Origin of the sequence: Thalassospira indica, from assembly GCF_003403095.1 — a bacterium.
Lineage (GTDB): Bacteria > Pseudomonadota > Alphaproteobacteria > Rhodospirillales > Thalassospiraceae > Thalassospira > Thalassospira indica.
The window spans coordinates 2,173,967-2,196,138 of record NZ_CP031555.1 but is presented as its reverse complement, the minus strand read 5'-3'; the positions used below and the strand labels follow the sequence as shown (position 1 = coordinate 2,196,138).

General features: G+C 54.2%; 18 protein-coding genes. 8 read left to right on the top strand and 10 right to left on the bottom strand.

Annotated features, from left to right (window positions below):
* Window positions 1-2: 2 nt before the first annotated feature.
* The 3 genes from DY252_RS10325 to DY252_RS10315 form a co-directional block, all read right to left on the bottom strand.
* Window positions 3-1,031 carry a LacI family DNA-binding transcriptional regulator gene (locus DY252_RS10325; protein ID WP_165374904.1) on the bottom strand — a complete coding sequence of 343 codons (1,029 nt, stop codon included), beginning with the start codon at window positions 1,029-1,031 and terminating at the stop codon, window positions 3-5.
* 235 nt (window positions 1,032-1,266) lie between these two features.
* Window positions 1,267-2,667 (bottom strand): ATP-binding protein, encoded by a 1,401-nt coding sequence (locus DY252_RS10320; protein WP_064790385.1) that lies wholly within the window; start codon window positions 2,665-2,667, stop codon window positions 1,267-1,269.
* A gap of 8 nt (window positions 2,668-2,675) precedes the next feature.
* A complete protein-coding gene (locus DY252_RS10315) occupies window positions 2,676-3,335 on the bottom strand; it encodes a response regulator (protein WP_064790384.1) in 660 nt (219 codons plus the stop codon).
* 162 nt (window positions 3,336-3,497) lie between these two features.
* On the opposite strand from DY252_RS10315, the gene DY252_RS10310 reads away from it, so the two are divergent.
* Window positions 3,498-3,800: a PepSY domain-containing protein gene (locus DY252_RS10310; RefSeq protein ID WP_082923601.1), complete on the top strand. Its 303-nt coding sequence runs from the start codon at window positions 3,498-3,500 to the stop codon at window positions 3,798-3,800.
* A gap of 143 nt (window positions 3,801-3,943) precedes the next feature.
* Window positions 3,944-4,477 (top strand): cytochrome b/b6 domain-containing protein, encoded by a 534-nt coding sequence (locus DY252_RS10305; protein ID WP_064790383.1) that lies wholly within the window; start codon window positions 3,944-3,946, stop codon window positions 4,475-4,477.
* A 140-nt stretch (window positions 4,478-4,617) separates the two neighbouring features.
* Here DY252_RS10305 and DY252_RS10300 read toward each other — a convergent pair whose 3' ends face one another.
* From DY252_RS10300 to DY252_RS10285, 4 genes are all read right to left on the bottom strand, one after another.
* A complete protein-coding gene (locus tag DY252_RS10300; RefSeq protein ID WP_064790382.1) occupies window positions 4,618-5,187 on the bottom strand; it encodes a sugar O-acetyltransferase in 570 nt (189 codons plus the stop codon).
* Between the two features lie 30 nt (window positions 5,188-5,217).
* Complete coding sequence (locus DY252_RS10295) at window positions 5,218-6,261, bottom strand: patatin-like phospholipase family protein (RefSeq protein WP_064790381.1); 1,044 nt, start codon at window positions 6,259-6,261, stop codon at window positions 5,218-5,220.
* A gap of 158 nt (window positions 6,262-6,419) precedes the next feature.
* On the bottom strand, window positions 6,420-7,895 hold the full coding sequence (locus DY252_RS10290; RefSeq protein WP_082923600.1) for a pentapeptide repeat-containing protein: 1,476 nt from the start codon (window positions 7,893-7,895) through the stop codon (window positions 6,420-6,422).
* A 244-nt stretch (window positions 7,896-8,139) separates the two neighbouring features.
* A complete protein-coding gene (locus DY252_RS10285) occupies window positions 8,140-9,273 on the bottom strand; it encodes a LysR family transcriptional regulator (RefSeq protein ID WP_064790379.1) in 1,134 nt (377 codons plus the stop codon).
* A 255-nt stretch (window positions 9,274-9,528) separates the two neighbouring features.
* On the opposite strand from DY252_RS10285, the gene DY252_RS10280 reads away from it, so the two are divergent.
* Together DY252_RS10280 and DY252_RS10275 are read left to right on the top strand one after the other, a co-directional pair.
* A complete protein-coding gene (locus tag DY252_RS10280; RefSeq protein WP_064790378.1) occupies window positions 9,529-9,807 on the top strand; it encodes a CopG family ribbon-helix-helix protein in 279 nt (92 codons plus the stop codon).
* Window positions 9,795-10,088: a type II toxin-antitoxin system RelE/ParE family toxin gene (locus tag DY252_RS10275; RefSeq protein ID WP_064790377.1), complete on the top strand. Its 294-nt coding sequence runs from the start codon at window positions 9,795-9,797 to the stop codon at window positions 10,086-10,088. Before DY252_RS10280 ends, DY252_RS10275 begins: the two co-directional genes overlap by 13 nt.
* Before the next feature lie 21 nt (window positions 10,089-10,109).
* Here DY252_RS10275 and DY252_RS10270 read toward each other — a convergent pair whose 3' ends face one another.
* Window positions 10,110-11,063 (bottom strand): LysR family transcriptional regulator, encoded by a 954-nt coding sequence (locus tag DY252_RS10270; protein WP_064790376.1) that lies wholly within the window; start codon window positions 11,061-11,063, stop codon window positions 10,110-10,112.
* A 205-nt stretch (window positions 11,064-11,268) separates the two neighbouring features.
* Here DY252_RS10270 and speB point away from each other — a divergent pair, with 205 nt between their 5' ends.
* From speB to DY252_RS10250, 4 genes are read left to right on the top strand one after another with little or no spacing between them, the layout of a single operon-like run.
* Complete coding sequence (gene speB / locus DY252_RS10265; RefSeq protein WP_174713876.1) at window positions 11,269-12,285, top strand: agmatinase; 1,017 nt, start codon at window positions 11,269-11,271, stop codon at window positions 12,283-12,285.
* A gap of 57 nt (window positions 12,286-12,342) precedes the next feature.
* Window positions 12,343-13,320 (top strand): ABC transporter substrate-binding protein, encoded by a 978-nt coding sequence (locus DY252_RS10260; RefSeq protein WP_064790375.1) that lies wholly within the window; start codon window positions 12,343-12,345, stop codon window positions 13,318-13,320.
* 40 nt (window positions 13,321-13,360) lie between these two features.
* Window positions 13,361-14,155, top strand: coding sequence for an ABC transporter permease (locus DY252_RS10255; RefSeq protein ID WP_064790374.1), 795 nt, complete (start codon window positions 13,361-13,363; stop codon window positions 14,153-14,155).
* A gap of 14 nt (window positions 14,156-14,169) precedes the next feature.
* Window positions 14,170-14,970, top strand: a complete 801-nt coding sequence (locus DY252_RS10250) for an ABC transporter ATP-binding protein (protein ID WP_064790373.1) — start codon at window positions 14,170-14,172, stop codon at window positions 14,968-14,970.
* 414 nt (window positions 14,971-15,384) lie between these two features.
* Here the strand turns inward: DY252_RS10250 and DY252_RS10245 are convergent, their stop codons facing one another.
* Both DY252_RS10245 and DY252_RS10240 read right to left on the bottom strand, forming a co-directional pair.
* A complete protein-coding gene (locus tag DY252_RS10245) occupies window positions 15,385-15,630 on the bottom strand; it encodes a hypothetical protein (protein ID WP_007091585.1) in 246 nt (81 codons plus the stop codon).
* Between the two features lie 11 nt (window positions 15,631-15,641).
* On the bottom strand, window positions 15,642-22,172 hold the full coding sequence (locus DY252_RS10240) for a two-partner secretion domain-containing protein (RefSeq protein ID WP_064790372.1): 6,531 nt from the start codon (window positions 22,170-22,172) through the stop codon (window positions 15,642-15,644).

The window sequence follows — 22,172 nt, the reverse complement described above, 5'->3', positions numbered from 1 at the left end:
GACTAATGCCGGGCAGGTCCGATCGACTCACCCGTGCTAAGTTGATGGGGCAAAAGCAAACTTTGCGGTTCTGTCTGCCCCCTTATCAGGCCCAGCAGGAATGCAAGCGCCTGCTGGCCCATCTTCTGGGTGGGTTGAACGGCCGAACACAGTTTCGGTGTGATCAGCCCACCCACCGCAATTCCGTCAATGCCCCCGACCGACACATCCCCCGGGACCGAAAGCCCGTGGCTGCGGCATGCGCTCATAGCGGCAATCGCCAGCATGTCGGTGGAACAAACAAGACCGGTCACCGCATCCGGCCCGGTCAGAAAATCTTCAAGGATGCTCTCAAGATCGGTCTCGCCAAACCCCACCTGACACAGGCGCGGGGCCGCCATCGGCGCCCCGTCGTTCCGTTGTGCATCGTCAATGGCCTGACAAAACCCGTCATAACGCTGGCGCGACCGGTCCGAACTTTCAAAGTGACCAGCCACCATCGCAAGCTTACGATGGCCCTGTCCGATCATCGCTTGCGTGATGTCATAGGCAGACTTGGCGTTATCAACACTGATGGCGGCGACATCGGTTCGGTTTGGCTGGTTAAACAGCAACACAAACGGGATATTTTCACTGATCAAAAGGTCGATCACGCGATTATCATCGGCATTGGCCAATGTCAGGATCAACCCGTCCACCCGGTTATTGAGCAATGTCGACACCGCGCCCAATTCCCGTTCCGGGTCATATTCCGATGACGTCAAAAGAACGGTCAGGCCATCTTCATTGGCAGCCTGCTCGATCCCTTGCACTGATGTCGCAAAAACCGGGTTGGCCATGGTTGGCACCAACACCCCGACCGACCGCGTCTGCGCCATTTTAAGGCGTCGGCCATTCATGTTTGGCCGATATTTCAGATACGCCATGGCCGCACGCACGCGTTCAACCGTCTCAGTCGGAACCTCATCAGGGCAATTGATCACCCGTGATACGGTCGCGATTGAAACGCCGGCCTTCGCGGCAACATTGCGCATGGTGGGTTTGGACGTCATGAACCACAAAACTCCTTCGACGGGACAAACCATACCCAATGAAGAAGTCAGTTCGATAACGCTTATGTTTCAATTTGATGAACATTTGAAACGTTTACAATGGCGGAAAACTGCCATTTATGACGTTTCGATTTCAAAACATAAAACGGTAACCCCGTGCCATGATCGCAAATCTTCAAACCGGTTTTCCGGGACTGCATTGCTGGTCAGACGTTTTATGGGGCTGTTTGTCCGCTTAGCTTTGATGCAAACGAAGTTCGGCCATGAAGCCGTCCGCATGATCCGGGCGCGGGGAATAGAGCTTGAGCTCGGCCTTGGTATTGCGCGCAATCGCCTCGACAATCGCCAGACCCAATCCCGAACCATCGGCCTTGTTGCTTGATCGTTTGAACCGGGTGGTCAGTTGATCAAGTTCATCCGGGCTGACCGGCGCGCCACCATTTGCGACCTGCACGATATGCCCCTCCACCACGCGGATATCAACAGGTTCTTCATCGCCACCATATTTCAGGGCATTTTCAATCAGATTACGCATGCAGATCGCAAAGGCATCCAGATCGATATTGGCCGATAATGTCGCCAGATTGTCGGCATCAAAGCGGATATGCGCCCCTTCCATCCCGGCCCGTCGGATGTCTTCGACCACCAGATTAAGCGTCGGGCCAAGATCCTGATTATGCCCCGTCGGGCTAAAGCCACCGCTTGATTCCGCGCGCGCCAGCTGCAAAAGCTTTTCGGACAACCGCGACAGGCGTTTAAGCGCCTCTTCCGTCTGGACCGCACGTTTGCGGGCCGCGTGCCCCGCGGGCAGTTCCGCCAAAAGCCTTTGCGTTTGTGCCAACGCCACGGCAATCGGCGTGCGCAACTCATGCGCACTGTTGGCGGTAAAACTGCGCTCGACACTGAGTGCCGCCTCAAGCTTTGCCATCAACCGGTTGACCGCCGTGACGATGGTGCTGATTTCTTCGGGGGCTTCGTCCTGCTCAAGCGGTTGCAGATTGCCTTCGCCGCGTTCCTCAATTTCGTCACGCACGCGTTTGATCGGTTTCAACCCGCCGCGCAGCACGACAATCAACTGAATGATCACTACCGGAATCAAAAGCGCAATCGGCAGGAACTGGGCGAGAACACTTTCCATCAGCGCCTCGCGCCGGTGCTCAAGCGGCTCTGCCACCTGGATCACCCGCTGTCCGCCCATCAGGACCGCACTGTAAATGCGGAAATCTTCCTCGTTATAAAATCCCTCGACCAGGGGGGCTTCAAACGGTTCTTCCTCGGCGTTGAACGACCGCAGCAAAAGCCGCCCGCCGCCATCACGCACATGATACATCAGGTAATCTTCGCCAAGCTCCTCGTCTCCGTCACCATCGCCGTGATCATCGGTCAGGATCTCCCCCATGGCCGGGCTAGGCAGGACTTCTTTCGGGCTACCACCCTTATGATCCTTAAGGTACTCATCAATCAGCGGGGCATAGCGATAGGCCGTGGTGACAAGGCTGTTATCAAACGCTTCCTGCATTTCATGATACATCGTCATCGCCGCAAGGACCGAGCCCGCCAGCCAGAACACCCCGACCGTAAGCGTCAATCGCCGGGTCAGGATCGCTTGCAAACTTCTGTTGGGATTTTTACCCATGGCGTTGCTTATCCCTCTACCCGATAGCCGACACCGCGCACGGTCTTGATGACGTCTTTGCCAAGCTTGCGGCGCAAACGGCTGACATAAACCTCGACCGTGTTGCTTTCGATCTCGGCCCCGAATTCATAAAGCGCTTCTTCAAGCTGGCGTTTCGAAAGTGTCTGGCCCGGCCGTTTGACCATCTGATCAAACAGCGCCCATTCACGCGATGTCAGATCGATATGTTCGCCATCGCGCAAAACAGACCGCCCGGCAAGATCCACCTCAACCCCGCCCTCCAGTTCGACAAACGGATTGGGATTGCCGCTATAGCGCCGCGACACGGCGGCCAAACGCGCCGAGAGCTCGTTCAGATCAAACGGCTTGACCAGATAATCATCGGCCCCGGCATTCAATCCCTCGATCCGATCCGAAATCTGATCTTGTGCGGTCAGGATAATACACGGTGTTGCCGATCCCTTGCGGCGCAAATCGCGCAGCAGATCAAGCCCCTTGCCATCGGGCAGGTTCAGATCCAGCAGCAAAACATCATAGTTGGTCCCGCGCAGCATGATCTCAGCATCGATCACACTTGCACTGTGATCAACCGCCTCACCCGCGGCGAGTAAATGATCGCGCACCGCGTCTGCCAGCATCAATTCATCTTCGACCAGAAGAATACGCACCCCAACCTCATCCCGAAGCTTTGCACAATCGGCCTTGGTTAAGGACGTTTCCTGACAGTGTGCTGAACGGTGGAAAATATCCGGTTCAGGTTATTGTCAGGGAAGCACGCCATACTCCGCACCGATCATGACATATCCCCTATCTTATGAAGGAACCGAGCCGTGAAAAACACTGTTTTGAAGAAAGCCGCCCTTGGCCTGTTTGCGACCACGCTTCTTGCCACCGCCTCCCTTGGCCTGAGTGCGAATGTCGCACAGGCAAGCGATGATTACTGCAACGTGCCGAAATCCGAATGGCAGAGCATGGATGCGCTCAAGGAAAAGCTGACGGCCGAGGGCTGGGAAATCCGCAAGATCAAGGAAGATGAAGGCTGCTACGAAGTTTATGCCGTCAAGGCCGATGGCAAGAAGGTCGAAGCCTATTTCAACCCGGCGACTTTTGAGCTCGTCAAGGAAGACGACTGATCTCAATCGGTCCTCCCGCGGGTGAGTGCGGCTTTGGCCGATACATTGTCCCCCGGCCCCGTGCCTGCCTGCACGGGTGTCCTCGGTCAAAGCCGCCTCTCTGAAACACCTGAAAACGCATTCAACAGTCAGTAGCACGCATCATGTCTGTCAAAGTATGGGACCCGTTTGTCCGCCTGTTTCACTGGGGCTTGGCGGCAAGTTTCGTTATCGCCTGGATCTCGGCCGATGAATGGGACAGCCTGCATCACTGGGCGGGCTATGCCGCAGGTGGCCTGATTGCACTGCGTCTCGTCTGGGGCCTGATCGGCACCCGTTATGCCCGCTTTACCCAATTCATCAAAAGCCCGTCGGCAACCCTGCGATATCTGCGCGACATCCTGTCTGGCAGCGAACGCCGCTATGTCGGCCATAACCCGGCCGGTGCGGCGATGATCATTGCACTCATACTGGCCATGGCCGGCTGTGCACTGACGGGCTGGATGTACACCACCAATATGTTCTGGGGATCAGAATGGGTGGAAGAAACCCACGAGGCGCTGGCAAACGGCCTGCTGTTCCTGGTGCTGCTGCATATCGGCGGCGTGATCCTCGCCAGCGTGCGCCATCATGAAAATCTGGTGCGCTCCATGATCACCGGCCGCAAACGCCGCCCGGCGACAGACGACGTCACCTGAACCAAGTAGCCGAACTTTTTCACTTACCCTTCCCCTGTGACATCCTGAATTAGGTTTGTCCCAACTAGGAGCTCGTGATGAGTTCTAAGGCAACCGCGTCCACCCCTGGCCGGTTGCCTCTTTTTTTGGGAAGTCGGAGATCACCGTGCAACAGGCTTGGCCGGGTTCCCAACAACCGTGGTCCCCGCCGCAACATCCCGCGTCACCACCGACCCAGCCCCAATGATCGCCTCATCCCCAACCGTGATCCCCGGCAGAATGATCGCCCCGCCGCCGATCCAGACATTGTCGCCAATTGTCACGGGCCTTGCGATCTCAAGATGTTGCTTGCGCAATTCCGGATCGCGGTGATGATCGGCGCAATAGATCTGCACATTCGGGCCCAGCATCGAATGCCGCCCGATCTTCACGGGTGCTGTATCCAAAATCACGCAGCCGACATTCAAAAACACGTCCTCAGCCAGATGGATGTTGATGCCATAGGCACAATGAAACCGCGCCTCGATCCGCACGTCATCAGCACACTTTGCAAACAGCGCGCGCAACTTCGGCCCGATATTGCCGCGATCAACCGGATACAGCACGCTGTGCTCATGACAGGCCTCTAACGCACGATGGCGCAAGGCGCTGATTTCCGGATCAAGGCAGGAATACCATTCACCGGCCTGCATTTTTTCAAGATCGGTTTTGGGCGTCGGGTTGTGAGACATTCAAGCAGCTTTCAGTGTGCGACAAATCGATCAGACATAATCCGGCGCAAACTGCTCAAGATCAAGCGTCGGGCGTTCGCCGATATCCCCGCGATGGGCATCAAGGAAGTTACCCGCGGCCTCGCGCCCCTTGTCGCGCAGCATGGTCATGAAGTCCCATTCCGCATTCATTTTCGAGGTATGATCAAGTTCCAGCATCACGTCACTGGCAATCAGATGCATGCGCATGGTGCCCCATTTGCTGGCTTCGCACATATGGGTTGGCATGTCCTTGCGGATCACCGACATCATGCGCAACTCCTTGACCAGGCTGCTGTTAAACGAAATCTCGTTCAGGCGACTTGAAATCTCGTGCGAGGTTTTCGGGATCCCCGGCCGTTTGACCGGATTGATCTGCACAAGAACCGTGTCATTGGCTGAACATTCCCGCACCAGCGGCCCAAGGCTCGGATTACCGGAATACCCCCCATCCCAATAAGGCACGCCATCAATCTCGACGGTCTTATAGATATTGGGCAAACAGGCCGAGGCGAGCAACACATCCAGACTGATATCAGGATTGCGAAACACCCGGGCTTGTCCGGTTTCAACATTGGTCGCGGTAATGAAAAGCTTGGTCGGACTTTTGTTGAGCAGATCAAAATCAACCACATCATCCAAAAGCCCCGCCAGCGGATTATCCCCCACCGGGTTCAGATCATAGGGCGAGAACATTTTCGCACTCATATCCAGCCACTGATACATCGGCGAATTGCCAAGCGACCAGTTGCCAAACAAAACATCAATCGGGGAACGTTGCAGCGGACTGAACCGCGCGGCTTCTGAAACTGCCGACCAGAACGCCTCAAGATCCTCGCGCGCGCCATCATATTTGCCCTTGCAAAAGCCCGATGTCACCACGGCGGCGTTCATCGCCCCGGCCGACGTGCCCGAAATCGCCTCAAGCTCGATTTCCTCATCCTCAAGCAACCGATCAAGAACGCCCCAGGTAAACGCCCCGTGCGATCCCCCACCCTGAAGGGCCAGATTGATCTTCTTGCGGGGCTTTGCCGAGTTCTTCGCGTGCGCGCTCATGCCATCTCCTGGAACAGGGTCATCATGTCAGGCTCCACGTCATGATATGTCGCAAATCCCGTGATGTGCCAGCATCGATGCAACAGAGCCAAAGGCGAAGCCGCCTCAATACCACGTCAAACTGGCCATGGACCCGAGAGTCCTGCAAGTACATCTAATCATCCCCGAGAACTATTAGGACATATTTTTCCGTGCCAAACCAGGCCCTCTGGAAGTTTGGGAGGATCACTAAACTCATCTGTTACACATGCTGTATCTAACTGTTCTTGAGTAAGTCCAGTCGAACCAGAGAACTGGGAGCCTGAGAGGTTCGCGCCTGAAAGGTTGGCTCCCGTCAGATCAACATTCGTGAAGTTGGCTTTTATGAAGTTGGCTTTTGCCAAATTTGACCGTCTCATATCGGAATTTGTGAAATTGGTACTTTCTGCATCTACGGCATATAGCTCGGCTTCCGAAAAGACCGCATTTGTCAGGTTCGAATTTGTTAGATTTGCAAATGACAATTCGGCATTTGCAAGCGTGGAACTTGTTAGATCTGCAGCACTCATAGTGACAGCCACTAGCGAGGCAGATGATAGGTCGGCATTTCTCAGCTTGGCTCGAAAAAGATATGCCCTTGTAAGGTCAGCTCTTACCAAGCTTGAAGTCTCGAGGTTGGCGCCCTCTAGGTTGGCTTCCATTAGCTTGGCGTTTTCAAGATCTGCACCAGAAACATCAGCATGGTACAGGCTGGCCTTATTAAGGTTGGTCCTTTGCAACACAGAAAAGGCGAGTGTAGCGTTATTGAGATTTGCTCCTACAAGATCGGAATCACTCAGAATCGCCCCTGAAAAATCGGCTTCTTTGAGGTCCGCCTCTTTAAAGTCGACGTTGACAAGAGTAGCCCGCCTAAGGTCGGCTTTCGACAATTTGGCATGGCTCAAATTAGCATCATTAATAGATGCACTCGTAAAATCAGCTCTTTCTAAGTTAGCCCTAACAAGTATCGCATTTCTCAGAGATGCCATTCGCAAGCTAGAATTCGCTAGATTTGCGTTCGAAATATCGGCGTATTTCAAATTAGCTTTGTTGAAATTTGAAGAGTAAAGAAATGCACCGGACAAGTTTGCCTCGAATAGGTTTGCGCTCTCAAAGTTACTAAAATTAATTTTCGTTCCACTAAGATTGGCACTAGCAAGCTTGGAAAAAGATAGATCGGTTGAGACCGGAAATTGCACCCCAAATACGGAAATTTTATCCATAGAAACATTGTTTTCTGCCAACAACTCCATAATTGAAGCAATTCCTGGGCCTGCGCTAGAGTGATTAGAAGTTGCCAAGTCAGCTATCTGCGCTAGGAGTGTTGCGTTTAGTGTCGCTCGATCCTCCTTTCGATTTTGTATTTCCAGATACAAACCAGCTAGACCTGAAACAATTATAGCAGCGCCCGTAAATTCAATCAGCATTCGCACTGAGGCATGTTCACGCCAAAACATGAACCACTTATCTGCTGGAACATCTAAGTACTTCCATAACGAACCCAAAAGTTTGATAATTTTATTTGCTGTATTTATTGCTCTAAATGACCACCCAAACTTTCTGCGTTCAGAGAAGCCATAATAAGGGTGATAACGTAATCTATTTTTTCGTGGCATATTCCATCCCCCCAAGAACCAAACGCTCCAATTATTTTTCAGTATACGACGCCAAATAAATGGAAAAGTTACTATCTTCGTTGACGTAGATGCATCGAATATTTCGCCTTAGGCACGAAGAAAAAGAATGCATTTTTAGTCGTTCTCCACTCGACATCCACCAGAAAACCCTAAATATCTACGAGTTCTGCATAAAGTTCGCCCAAATGATAAACGTGAAAGATGTGCTCCGCATATACACTCCTCAATACCACGTCAAACTGGCCGGAAGGTCCTGTTTGGGCGCAAGCGCAATCACCTGATCAAGGAACAGCCGCGCAATTGGCGACAGGCTTTTGCTTTTACGCGTGATCACGCCGATATGGCGATGGCGTTCCGGGGTGGTCAGCGGCACAAACACCAGCTTTTCCGGGGCCGCCATATCCGACACGCGTGCGGCCAATTCCGGCAAAACCGTAATCCCCACCCCTTCCGCGACCATGGCGGCCAGCGTGATGGTGTTGGATGTTTCAACTATCGGGCGCGGCAGGATCGGGCCGGTTGCGCCCAAGGCGATATCGCTGTCTTCCTCTGCTGCGTTACTGTCGTTCGGATCAAGCGACCGCAGCACCCTGTCCTCGGCCCGCATCGCCTTTTGCGCGCGGGCCAAAACGGTTTTCGCCGCCGGAATGCCCGCCGCCACCGCGTCACGCAAAGCAGGACTGAGAACCGGCATGGTGTCCGATGACAGATCGCTGGTCACACCGGGTTGCGCCATCAGCGCCCCGGTCCCGGATTCCGGCCCCAACCCGACAAGCTTTTGCCCGGTCAAATCCGACCAGCGCAAAACCGATTTTTGGGCAAATGCGTGATCAGCCCGGCACAGCACGCCAAACCGGTCGGAAAACAGCGGGCGAAAGGCAATATCTGGCAACGCCTGCCATTCCCCGGCAATACCGAAATCGGCGGCATTACTCGCCACCGCCTCATGCACTTCACCGGCATTTCGTTCATCAAGTCGAATGCGCGCATCGGGATGGGTGGCAACAAATTCGGAAATCACGGTGGGTAAAATGCGGGTCAAAACGGACGGTGCGGCGGCAATCGTAATCTTCCCACCAACACCTTTTGACAGCGCATCAAGATCGCCAAGCGCCTCTTCAAAATCGGCCAGCAACCGACGCGCAATCGGCAAGAACCGCTCACCCGTCTGGGTCAGCGCCACCTGCCGCGTCGTACGATCAAAAAGCGCCGCCCCCGTCACATCCTCAAACTGGCGAATGGTCGCGGTAACCGCAGGCACGCCCAGCCCCAGAACCCCGGCCGCAGCGGTAAAATTCCCCTGATCGGCAACTGCGACAAACACGCGCATATGACGGATATTAAGCGATGACAGCATGGTCTTGATGATCCGTTTCGGTTAATTCCCCTGCCCGCCGAAACCATAACGCCCGAAAGGGATTGAGGAAAAGGGTTATTGGTTTGCGCAACCGCTTCCGCCTCCACCTCATTTCTTTTCCACCGTCGGCGGCAGTGTTTTGATTGCCGCCCCTTCTCAATATCGGATAGGCAACCTAGCGGGACTAAACCTAGACAAAACGGCCTGAGAAAGCTATGGTAGCACAAGGTATTACCTTTTGATTCAGAGGCTCACATGGTATCTGCAACGTCCATCAAGCTCGATGACGACATGAAAGGCCGCGTTCGGAATCTTGCCGAAGCCCGGCAACGTACATCGCACTGGATCATGCGCGAAGCGATCGCGCAATATGTCGAACGCGAAGAGAAGCGCGAGGCGCTAAAGCGTGAAACGGTGCAGGCGTGGGAAGAGTTCCAGCAAACAGGCCGTCACGCAACGGCTGAAGAGGTCGACCGCTGGCTGGAAAGCTGGGGAACGGACGATGAATTACCCGCACCCAAATGCCGCAAGTAAGATTTGCACCGGCAGCCATTCGGGATCTGCAACGGCTCCGTGACTTTCTGCGCTCAAAAAACCCTGATGCCGCGCGCCGTGCCGGAGAAGCCATCCGTCAAGGCGTGAAAGTGCTTGGCGCCCACCCGAACCTTGGCCGACTGGTCGATGACCTTCCTGAAGCGTTTCGGGAATGGCTTATCGAGTTCGGTGACAGCGGCTATGTCGTGCGATACCGGATAGACGCGGATACGGTGACCATTCTGGTCATCCGGCATCAGCGCGAAGCAGGACATTCTTGAAAGTCCGCTTCAGCCTCCACCTCACTTCTTATCCAGCGTCGGCGGCACGGTTTTGATTGCGGTCACGGTCGGGTGCACCTCGATCAAACATTCGCGGAACACGCGCGCCATACGTGACATCACCGATTGCGGGAAATTGGCGACACACATGCCGATCTTGAAGCTGAGCAGATCGGGACGCAGCGCCCGCATTTCGCCGCGCCCCACCCATTGCCGGGCAAAGTGGGTCGGCAGGAAGCTGACAAACTTCCCACTTCGGATCAGATAGGCTAGCCCCTCCATGTCATAGGCCGTCGCACTTGGCGGATGTTTGAAAAGCGACTGAAACGCCAGCGCCACCGAATAGCCACGCCTTGCGTATTTCTGTTCAGCCAGTTGTTCGATCGGCATTTTTTCGTGCGCACTTTCAAACAACGGGTGGTCCTTGCCGCAATACATCGTCTGTTCTTCGTGAAAAAGCTGCTGCATCTGCACGGCTGCATTCATCGGCTGGTTGGGCATGACGGCGATTTCCATCTGTCGGCTGAGCAACGCATTTTCAATCTGGTTGGGGGAGACGACAACAAAGGTCGGATGCACGCCCGGTGCCCGTTCATGAAAAAGCGCAATCGCCTGATCCAGCTTGCAATTGGGGTTTTCGACCATCGCATCGACCACGCCAATGCGAAGCTCCCCCACCATATTGCCGCGAATGGCCCCGACCTCGGCCCGGAAAGAGTCGGCCGCGGCAAAAAGCTTGATCACCTCGCTATAGATCTTTTGCCCATGTTCGGTCAGCGAAAAGCCAGACCGCCCGCGCCGACACAGCTTGACCCCCAGCCGGGTTTCAAGGGCGGACATCTGGGTGCTGATGGTCGATCTGGAAATGCCCAGCTCATCCTGAGCGGCAGTAAAGCCGTTGCTTTCGACAATGGTTCTAAAAATCCGCAACTGGCGGAAATCCACATCACTAAGCGGCGGCAGAGCTACTGACATTGGCAGGAGACCTTCGTGAAAGCATTACGTTGAAAAAATCAGACGTTTAGTTTGAAAGTTTCATATTATTGAACACGTCCCTGCATGGCAATCTCCCTGCAAGCTTTTGAGATAATTACCGTGTGCGCACGGTCAGCCCGCCGGACCCGCGACAACACGCCACACCATCGTCATCGCCACCGCCACCGCGCTAGGACCTGCCTTCATGCCCAACACTGCTGACAAACCTGATACTGCGTCCGCTATTTCCTTTGTTCCACCCTCGGCGATGACCCTGCCGCGTTATGCCGGGGTGGCAAGCTTTATGCGCGCGCCGCATTTGTCGATTGAGAACCCGGTCTTAAGCGAGGTCGATATCGCCATGGTCGGCGTGCCATGGGATGGCGGCACCACCAACCGTCCGGGTGCGCGTCATGGCCCGCGTCAGTTGCGTGATCTGTCGACCATGATCCGGCCGAAACACCCCGCGACCGGCCAAAACCCGTTTGAAGACCGCAACATTGCCGATCTGGGCGACGCGCCGGTCAATCCGGCCGACATCATGGATACGCTTGAAAGTGTCACGGGCTTTATCGCCACGCTGAAATCAAAGGGCATCACGCCCTTGAGTGCCGGTGGCGATCATTTGCTGTCCTATCCAATCCTCAAGGCCCTGGCATCTGATGGGCCAGTTGGCATGGTGCATTTCGATGCCCATACCGATCTGTTTGACAGCTATTTCAACGGTTACAAATACACCCACGGCACGCCGTTCCGCCGCGCGATCGAGGACGGCTACCTTGATCCCAAGCGCGTGGTTCAGATCGGCATTCGCGGCACGATGTATGACGGCGAAGATGTTGAATGGGGCCTTGCCCAAGGGGTTCGCATCATCCGCATGGAAGAAGTCCTTGATCGCGGCATTGACGCGGTCATGCTTGAGGCCCGCGACATTGTCGGCCGCGACAAAACCTATGTCAGCTTTGACATTGATGCGGTGGACCCTGCATTCGCGCCGGGCACCGGCACACCGGAAATCGGCGGCTTTAACAGCCGTGAGGCGCAGAAAATGATCCGCCTTCTGGGCGGCCTTAATATTGTGGGGGCGGACCTTGTTGAAGTGTCCCCCCCTTTTGATCCTTCGGGAGGAACAGCCTGGCTTGGCATTTCGCTCATGTATGAATTGCTGTGCGTACTTGCCGGGTCAAACGCCACCAGAAACCCGAACCGAAAATCGGGCTAGGCATACCGAAAAAGACCAAAACCTATCAGAGAGCATCTCACACCGGAGACACCATCTATGAAACGCATTCTTTCGAAAATCTGCCTGTCGGGTGCGGCACTCGCAACCGCCTTCTCGCTGTCCACCGCCGCCTCGGCCGAGGAACTCACCATCGCGCATTCGACCTGGGTCGGCTATGGCCCGCTTTATATCGCCCAGGAAGAAGGCTTCTTTGAAGAAGAAGGCCTTGATGTTGATCTTGTCGTGATGGAAGACGTCAAAACCCGTATGCCGGCACTCGCGGCTGGCCGAATTGATGTGGCTGTGACCACCATTGACACCGTTCTTGGTTTTTACACCGAAGACCATCCGCTGACCTATCTGTTTGCGCTTGATGACTCACGCGGCGGTGACGGGATTGTTGCCAATGCCGACATCAAAACCATCGAAGACCTCAAGGGCAAAAACGTCGCCTATACCGAGGGGTCTGTTTCGCAGTTCTTCCTCAGTGTTCTTCTGAAAGAAGCCGGCATGAGCCTTTCTGACGTAAATTCGATGAACATGTCAGCCGGTGACGCTGGCGCGGCCTTTGTCGCCAAGCGTGTTGACGCCGCCGTGACCTGGGAGCCGTGGCTGACCCGTGGGCAGGATACCGAACATGGTCACCTGCTGATTGACAGCTCCAAGGCACCGGGCCTGATCACCGACATCGCGGTGACGACCGAAGAAACCCTTGAAGCCCGCCGTCCGGAAATGGAAGCGCTGTATCGTGCATGGGCCAAGGCGGTTGCCTGGCAAAAAGCCAACGAAGAAGCAGCCGACGTGATTATGGCCAAAGGCGTTGGCGGCTGGCTTGATGATCCGGCGGTCTTTGCCGACACCCGTTCGGGCATCGCGTTTTATGATGCTGACATGAACAAGACCTTCATGGACCCGTCCAACCCGGATGGCATTGTTGGCACCATTGCCAATGCCATGACCCTTGGCAAGGAAAGCGGCATGGTTACGCTGGACGCCAATCCGAAAAGCCTGCTGGCTGCTGACATCGTGAAATAACGAACGCCACCAAGTTCAAGACTTAAAAAGAGCAAGCATCATGTGGACCAGATCCCTTTTCTCGCCCAAGACCGATATCGACAAGGGCACCTATGTCGCCCTGTCACTGATTTCGGTTGCTATTGTCATGGCCCTTTGGTGCTTGCTCACCTATGGCGGGATCACGCCCAAGGACTTCCTTGCCGCCCCGCATGAAGTGGTGGCCGCCGGCATCAAGCGCATCGCCAATATGTCGCTGTTTGAACATATGTGGGCAAGCCTTGTTGTCATCCTGTCGGGCTTTATCCTTGCCTCCGTTTTTGCCGTTCCCATCGGCATCCTGATGGGCAGTTTCCGCGCGGTGCAGGCGCTGATTGAACCGATCACCGGTTTCATGCGCTATATCCCGGTTTCCGCCCTGATCCCGCTTCTGATCCTGTGGATCGGCATCGGGGTCGAACAGAAAATCATGGTGATTTTCCTCGGTACCTTTTTCCAACAGCTAATTTTGATTTCCGACGTTTCCGCCCGGATTTCCAAGGACCTGATTGATTGCGCCTACACCCTTGGTGCGGACCGCCGTCGCGTTGTCACCCGTGTGCTGGTTCCGGCCTGCATGCCCGGTGTGATGGATAACCTGCGGGTTACCATGGGCTGGGCCTGGACCTATCTGGTGGTGGCCGAACTGGTCGCAGCCGACACCGGCCTTGGCTACATGATCCTGAACGCCATGCGCGGGCTGTTTACCGATGTGATTTTGCTCGGTGTCTTTACCATCGGCATTCTGGGTCTGATCACCGACTTCTTCTTTAAATGGGCACGCCGGCGCTTGCTGCCCTGGTCTGCTGATTTTTAAGGGGCGATACACTCATGAGCAAGCTTTCCCTCCGTGACATCACGGTCCGTTTCGAACCCAAGGGCAAACCACCGGTTCTGGCCCTTGATGATGTATCGCTTGATGTTGCCAATGACACCTTTTCGGTGATTGTCGGCCCGTCGGGCTGTGGCAAATCAACGTTGCTGCGCCTTGTCGCCGGGCTTGAAACCCCGACATCGGGGCGGCTTGAGCTTGACGGCGATCCGATCAATGGCCCGTCTGCGGATCGCGGCATGGTGTTTCAAAGCTACACCCTGTTTCCCTGGCTCACGGTCCGCGAAAACGTCATGTTCGGGCCGAAGCTTAAAAACCTTTCGAAATCCGAATGCGAAGACATCGCCGATGATCTGATCAAGGCGGTTCACCTCGAAGGGTTCGAGAAATCATATCCCAAGGAACTTTCGGGCGGCATGCGCCAACGTGTGGCACTGGCCCGGGCACTGGCCAATGATCCGCGCATTTTGTTGATGGATGAACCGTTTGGCGCGCTGGATAGCCAGACCCGTCAGATGATGCAGGAATTGCTGCTTGATGTCTGGCAAAGCCGCCGCAAGACGGTGCTGTTCATCACGCATGACATTGACGAGGCGATTTTCCTTGGTGATGAAGTGCATGTGATGTCGGCCCGCCCCGGCCTGATCAAGCAGTCGCTTGATATCGCGATCCCGCGCCCGCGCCATATCGATGCCCTGACCAGCCCGGAATTCATGGATTACAAGCGCACGGTCCTGTCGCTAATGCATGACGAAGCAATCAAAGCCGAAGACGCCGCCAACCACCGCAAATCGGCCTAAGCCCCGCAAACAAAGCGACAAAAACAAACACCCGCCTGACGTACCACCACCCGACAGGCTCAAGCACAGGGAATGTGCGGCTCACAGCAAACTCCGCACATTCCCGACTTTTATAGTCGGGTGGTTTTCCGTTAGGATTTCGGTTTTCTTCTTACCAAAGAAACCAGCGCCGCCGGAGCTCGACGTGTGTGAATAGCTTAAGTGTTCCATACCTGCTGTAATCGACAGGTCGTTATAGGCCATGACATCAAGCTTGCAATCGGCGGCAAGGTCAAAGCCCCCGCCGCCTTAGTACCTGTCATGACCATGCTACTCCCAGCATTGATGCCCGAGGTTAGGGTACGATTTAAAGGTGCCTAGAAATAAATCTGTCACCTTCTTCCTACATCTTTTGCATCCCATTTTTCGCTCAAATCAATTAACGTCGTATTTTTTTAGAAGTTCTTCAAATGAAAGTCTTCCTAGCTTTAGCTCTTCGAATTCTTCAGCAGTTACCTTATATCGGTCAACACCACCACCATGACGTGCTGCAAGAAACTCGAATATAAATTCTGTACCAAACCTTTCCACCTTCCAACCTGGTCCTTTGACTAAATTATCAGTCACAGTTATTTCGGGCTTTGGAGGATAATACGTTTTACCAAATTCTAATTTCGACATTGAATCCCCTCTTAGAACTGAATTGGTGTAAATGGCACACCGATGAAATCCATCACTGCCTCAGGAACACCATCTGATGTGAACCCACCCGGAACCCATTTGCTATTTGCGCCGCCTTCGTTACCTGATGGTATTCTTAGATTGTTCAGATTTTGTGGCTCAATTGCCAGCGCGACAGTATTTCCGCTAGTTAGCGAACCAGTATCAAGTCCGAGACGGACTTCTACCAAGCTTAGGTCACCTCCTGCTTCTTGAACAAGATTGTCGAATTCTGATTTCGGTATAACGAACCCTCCGCTAGGCGGTCCAGCTGTCCTGTAAGTCGACACATCTTCTGCAGACGCGAACCTAACAGCACCATCGTCAAAGCGTGCCAAATGTGCATCAATGTCAGCTTGCGACATATAGGTTGAAGGATCGGGTCTTTCTCCTTTGGGAGTTGACACCATCTGGTCGACGAAATCTTCCGTCAGGCCTGTCTTTTTAGAGGCTTGCTCAGTCCAAAGAACGCGCCATTCACCATCATCCGTAAATCTTAAAAGACTACCATCTGAGGCGCGGAACAGCTCACTACTAGCATTCAAATGAGTAAGGTGTCCAAGTGTCTCATCAATCACGCCAAGAACTTCATCACCTTTCTTCAGCACTATCGCAGAGCCAGCTGCAAAAGCGATCCCGCCGCTACCCGCAAGCGGACCTCCGGCAGCGACTTCCGCTCCTGCCTCGACTAAGGTGATGCCGAGTTCATTGAGGCAGGCAACATTTGTCGCACAGTTTTTGAGAACCTGAAGCATCTTGGGCCCGGCAGCCATACCGCCACCGACCACGACAGAAAGAACAAGCTTTGCTTTGTCTACAACTTCGAGTTTTTCGTTAACGTTTTCCCACGCCTCGTAGTGAGATTGTGCACAGGCAGCAGAGGCAACACCTCCACACTTAACGTCTACGTAGTTCTCGTAATCCTCCCTGAAGCGAATATTTGCATCAATTTGATCAAGAGCAGGCTGGAGAACCTCAAAAGAATAACCCGAATGCAAAATACTGAAGACAGTAGGGCTGAGACTCTGCAACTCAGCAGCTTTATTGGAGAACAGGTCAACCTTCTGGCCAAGCATCGCTTGAACGCAAGCCAAATCAGAACAAGTCGCGGCAAGAGTTTTATCGTTCCCGACAGCAACATTCAGCCATTTGTACGCGATTTCCCTCTCTTCCGCATCAGAGCACCCTCCTTCTGACGCCTGACAACTACGCAACTCAGACATCATGTCGTTCACATTGGCATGTGTCAGATAATTATTGATAGCTGCAGATTGAGCCACATGGGCTCCTAACCCTACTTCACTTCCATCACCACCAGCAATCAGGGCAGCAACCCCACCAACCAGTTGGCTAATTGCTGAAATTTGGTGTGCTTCAAGACCATCAAACCAACCGGCGTTAGCTACGCTAGCCGAAGCAAGAGCGGAGACCGCACCAGTCGCAAAATCATTACCCAGCACCTGTGCGGCGAGCCCCCCCGCAAGTGCGTGCGCGACCATATTTGCAACCGGCAAGTCGCTCGCTCCAAGACCATCTGTCAGATCGCCGATAACGGTTTGTGTGGATGACAACAGAGTGTCGGTCGCGGCGAAACGCAAGTTAGCAACGATTGCATCACTGAAATCCGTGCCACCGATAACGCTGGAGATACCACTCCGAAGGGCACCATCTAGACTTTTTTCCAGAAGAGATGACACAAATTCGGGCGTCTGGCCCAGCTCATCAAATCCGATTGTATCGAGATTGATAGAATGTGTAGCACCTGCAGTCAGAGCGCTAATTACAATGCTTCTTAGCGTGTTGCTTGAGAAAATCGACTGAAATGCCCCGCGCATATCGCCCGAAACAGCCCCATTCGCAATTGAGGTCGCTGCTGTCGCTGCGACACTTGCGAGTGCAGCATTGACCATTATCATTGATGTAATTTGTGTGGCCGTACCGACATACGTTGCTCCAGCTATAGAAATGGACGCCATGCCTGCTTCGACAGCTGCACCTGCTGCAAGTTGAGTTGTTCCAGAAATGCCTGCCGCCAGCCCCGCAGTAATCCCCGCTGTCAGAACTGCCGTTGCAATGGCAATAAGCGCCATCGCACCACCACCAAGGCCAGAGCTCTGGTCGTACCAGGTTTCGTAGATTTCCTCGACGCCCTCCCAGTCGACATTGTCCATGCCTTGCAGGTCAGCAAGGTATTCAAGGCCCGGTGCCTCGGCCAACTGGGCGATGTCAGTGGCAAAATCGCCGGTGGAGCGGTATTCAACCACCACGCCGCCAGGGCTTTCGATGATGAAATCCCCACCCGATTCGAGGATGGCATGACGGACCACTTCCTTCTCGTGGCCATATTCCGTCACCGTCCATTTAAGGGTGCCGCCCTCATATTCCGAAACCGACAGGTAATCGCGTTCCTTGTCGGTCAGAAGCCACAATTTGGCATCCGGATCGGCAAACGGACCTTTGCCGACGCTGATGTTCAAATCGCCCCCGGCCGAAACCCGGCTGGCACGAATGGTGGTATCCGATCCCGACTGCGTGGTCAGATCGGTCAGCGAGGTGATTTCCGTCCCCTTGATCTCGGTGAGATCCCGGATTTCCGTGCGCGAGCTGGATCCACCGAACATCCCGCCGAAGCGGCCTGTTTTCTCGACCTTATGTTCGCGATGATGCTGTTCCTGAAGCGAGGTAATCGTCAGCCCGCCAAAGGCGGTAATATCAATATCGCCGCCGCTTTCGATTTCGGAGCCTGCAATGCCAATATTGCCCATGGCATTAAGCGACATGTCATCGCCGCTCGACAGCACACTTTCCTGATAGGTCAGGTGATTTTCCGTCAGGCTTTCGGACTTTTTCTTGCCAAAGAAACCGCCGCCACCAGAGCTGGATTTATAGGAATAGCTTGAATTTTCCATACCTGCCGTAATCGACAGGTCGTTATAGGCCATGACATCAAGCTTGCCATCGGCAGAAACGGTAGATGCCTCGATCCCGACATTGGTGCCGGTCATGGCAATATTGCCACCGGCATTGATCGCCGACGTCAGGAGCTCTTCGGAGTGCGCCTTGGATGATGACTTGCCACTGGTTTGCGAATAATCATAAACATTGCGCGCAGAGCCGACCAAAAGATCACCGCCCGCTGCAAGCTTCACATCGCCATCAACATTTGCATCAGTCCCGACCACCGACACGTCATTGGCGGCCTCAACCGTCAGGTTACCGCCAATATTAAGCGTGCCGCCCTGATGGGTAACAGATGTTCCACTGCCACTGCCGGTTTTGACGCGTTTGGTCGTGTATTGTTCGCAATCGCCATCATTTGACGAGCAATTTGGATTGCGAACACGGACATCGGAGTACAATTCCCGTGTGAAGTTGGTTGTTTCCTCAATGGTTTCAACCAAAACATCGCCACTGTCACTTTTAAGCGTGACATCGTTTGCGGCCTCAATATCCACCGCAGCTAGGCGGACTTCCTGATCCCCCGAAAGGCTGATATCGCCATCTGATTTCAGATCGCCGCGTTCAAGATCAATCCGATCCGCAGTGATTGTCGTTTCGCTGTCACTGACAATCTGCCCACCACCAATTTGTTTGACCTCACCGGCGGCAATATCCACCTTGTCCGCAGAAATCAGCGCGCCGTTGCGTTTATCTAAGAAGGCTGTCACTGCAGAAAGCGGTTTGGCCCCATTATCGCTTGAGGTCGGCAGCGCCAGTGCGAGTTCGAGTTGCTCGCTGATCACGTCACTACGTGTCTGACCGGCACCATCCCCGCCAAGCAGTTGGGCCGTACGAATTTGCTGGGTCGCCCAGGCCTGACGAACGGTGGGGTCATTGGAAGACAGGACTTCAAAGGCGCGCAGTTCATTCTGTTCGATCAACGGCTCAAAATCAAGTCGGCTGAACAGATACGGCGATGACATGAAGGCATCGAGTTCCCCGGATTCCGGGGTTTCGAAATTCTCGTGTGCCTCTTCAAGAACCTCTTCGAGTTCGGCGATCAGGTTAACCAGGGTCGATGTTTCCGCACCTGGCGTTGATGTTTCCGGTGTCGGTGCGACAGTGCTTTTGGACGGTTTTGGAACTTCTGCGTTCAGACGGTTGCTGGTGCTTTGAAGATGCACGCCGATATCGGCCAGCAACTGAGACGCACTTCGGCTGCCGATCGTCATGTTCTTGAGTGAATCGGTCACCGAAATGTTCAGATTTCCATGTGCCTGAATCACACCGCCAAATGTATCGGCGAAATCAAGCACACCTTCGTGGCAGGTGAAACAGCCGCGTTTATGCACTTCATGGCGGGACTGACTGGCCCCAAACGAGGTATTGGTCAGGTTTTCTGCCGTGATGTCCAGATCGCCCGCCGCCTGAATAGCACCATAGACATTGTTGATATTTTTGGCTTCAAGCAGGATGTTCTTGCCTGCCTTAAGTTCCGCCAGAACGCCATCGTCATTCAGTGTATCCTGGGTGATCGTCACCAGGATCGTGTACCCAGCGCCCGAACCCGCCCGAATAGAATTCCACAGATTGCTGATTTCCGGCAGGACGGCCCCATCCTTGACATAAGATGGATTAAGGGCTGCAAGCGTATCGGCACTTATGGCCTGACCAGACGACAGGCTTTCCCAAAGGGCGAGATATTGTGGAAGATACTCCGCCTTGATAGAGCCGGGCTCTGGGCCTTCGGCAACTGGTTCCGGATCGCTTGGTGCACCTGGTGCGCCGCCTGCCCCACCCGGTTCTGCGGGTTCAGGCTCGGCTACGACTTCTTCAACACGTGCGGTATCGGCCATCAGGCCACGCATCATCTCGACAAGAGATGGCACGCCAGCCTCAGACGCCTTACCTGTCAGACGTCCAAAATAAGTGACCCACGAAGAACCAAGTGTGTTGCCGCCGCCGCCAACGGCCGATGCCTGCAAAAGAACCAGAATCTCAGGGTCCAGTTCTGTTGCATTGCTCAGGTCGTCAGAAAACAGCTGCTCCCAAAGCGCGACATAGCTTTCGGTATATTCCGGTCGCACCGTGCCGTCTTCAGCAAGAAACGTTGCAGAGACCAAGCGGTTTTTGATATCGCCATTCGGGTTAACCGGGCCTGGGGTTTCATAGAACTGATAGATGTTGTCCTTGATATTGGCCGTCGGTGCAGTGCCCTGGTTAACGATGTTTTCGGCCTTGATTTCAAGGTCGCCCCCAAACGCTTCAATACGACCATTGCGGTTCAGGACATAATCGGCACGTCCGTTAGCTGCCTCGGACGAGCCGATCGTGACATTGTCATTGGCCCACAAAATGCCGCCATCATTGCGGATATCGGGCGCGTCAACATCAAGATTGCCATAGGCCGCTACAACGCCGTTGTTTTCAATGCCGGTTCCGGCCTTCAGGCTCGTGTCATCTTCCGAGCGGATCATGGCCGTTTTGCCGGACTTTATCTGCTCTTGCGCTTCAAGGCTGACGCTTGCCCCCGAATTCAGCACGCCGTTATTCGTGATATTCTTGGCGGTTACACTCAGATCGCCCGCAGACTTTACACTGCCAGCCCCCTCGAAATCCTCTGTCGTCGTAATCGTGGTCTTGGCACCCGATGAAGCTTTCGACGCAGCACCGAAACTGATCTTGCCATTCGCATCAAGGGTAAGGTTGCCTGCCGATGCCACCTCACCATTCATATTCACCCCAACCCCGTCATCGGTCGCGATGAGGCTGATGTAATCGGCATACATACCGCCAAGGGCAGCGACATCCAGGGCAACTTCCGGAACCGCACCGCTACTGGCCGTCTGGTTATGGCTCAGCGATGCATAATCGACTGTGTTACTGCCGGTGATGACGTTAAGCTGCTTTGCCCTGAGCTTGGCGGCATCGCGAATGGCAACAGTTCGTGCAATCAGGTCGATCTGATCGCTTGCTTGATTGCCACTAACGGCATCAAGCCCTGTGCCATTGATCAGGATATCGCCGCGCGTTACATCAAAACCGGCAAGTTCCCCTGACGCGTTGATATTTGCAGCCCCTGTCGAAAGGGTCGCTCTGCTGGTATTGATAAAGCCGCAGCCATTGCACGTGATGCCATTCTCGTTGACGATGACAAGCTGCGCCTTTTTGCCTGCCACCTCCAGAAGGCCATTCATCTGGGATCGCGACCCGCCAATGATCTGATGAAGGATCGTTGACGCTTCCTGTCCACTTCTCAGGTTAGGGTTGCCTTCGATGTAGCCTTTTTCAAGCTGGGAATAGGTTATCGTCGCCGAGTTGTTATCAATTGCGCCCCGTGTGGGGATGTCGAAACTGTTATGGATGTTGTTCGACAGTCCCTTGGCGTTGGGTGTATTGATATTATAGATCGTCAAGCCGTTGCGGGATTGGTCAACAGCGGACCGATCCGTGTTTGCCGCCTGTTGCGCGCCCGCAACAACAGGGGATAACGTGTAAAGCACGGCTGCAATCAAAGCTGAACTTTTCTGAAGACCCGGCAAAAGTTTGCTGATGTACTGCAT

Coding starts and splice junctions, on each gene's coding strand:
- DY252_RS10325 (WP_165374904.1), bottom strand. CDS start 1,031: ATGACGTCCAAACCCACCATGCGCAATGTTGCCGCGAAGGCCGGCGTT.
- DY252_RS10320 (WP_064790385.1), bottom strand. CDS start 2,667: ATGGGTAAAAATCCCAACAGAAGTTTGCAAGCGATCCTGACCCGGCGA.
- DY252_RS10305 (WP_064790383.1), top strand. CDS start 3,944: ATGTCTGTCAAAGTATGGGACCCGTTTGTCCGCCTGTTTCACTGGGGC.
- DY252_RS10300 (WP_064790382.1), bottom strand. CDS start 5,187: ATGTCTCACAACCCGACGCCCAAAACCGATCTTGAAAAAATGCAGGCC.
- DY252_RS10295 (WP_064790381.1), bottom strand. CDS start 6,261: ATGAGCGCGCACGCGAAGAACTCGGCAAAGCCCCGCAAGAAGATCAAT.
- DY252_RS10290 (WP_082923600.1), bottom strand. CDS start 7,895: ATGCCACGAAAAAATAGATTACGTTATCACCCTTATTATGGCTTCTCT.
- DY252_RS10285 (WP_064790379.1), bottom strand. CDS start 9,273: ATGCTGTCATCGCTTAATATCCGTCATATGCGCGTGTTTGTCGCAGTT.
- DY252_RS10280 (WP_064790378.1), top strand. CDS start 9,529: ATGGTATCTGCAACGTCCATCAAGCTCGATGACGACATGAAAGGCCGC.
- DY252_RS10275 (WP_064790377.1), top strand. CDS start 9,795: ATGCCGCAAGTAAGATTTGCACCGGCAGCCATTCGGGATCTGCAACGG.
- DY252_RS10270 (WP_064790376.1), bottom strand. CDS start 11,063: ATGTCAGTAGCTCTGCCGCCGCTTAGTGATGTGGATTTCCGCCAGTTG.
- speB (WP_174713876.1), top strand. CDS start 11,269: ATGCCCAACACTGCTGACAAACCTGATACTGCGTCCGCTATTTCCTTT.
- DY252_RS10260 (WP_064790375.1), top strand. CDS start 12,343: ATGAAACGCATTCTTTCGAAAATCTGCCTGTCGGGTGCGGCACTCGCA.
- DY252_RS10255 (WP_064790374.1), top strand. CDS start 13,361: ATGTGGACCAGATCCCTTTTCTCGCCCAAGACCGATATCGACAAGGGC.
- DY252_RS10250 (WP_064790373.1), top strand. CDS start 14,170: ATGAGCAAGCTTTCCCTCCGTGACATCACGGTCCGTTTCGAACCCAAG.
- DY252_RS10245 (WP_007091585.1), bottom strand. CDS start 15,630: ATGTCGAAATTAGAATTTGGTAAAACGTATTATCCTCCAAAGCCCGAA.
- DY252_RS10240 (WP_064790372.1), bottom strand. CDS start 22,172: ATGCAGTACATCAGCAAACTTTTGCCGGGTCTTCAGAAAAGTTCAGCT.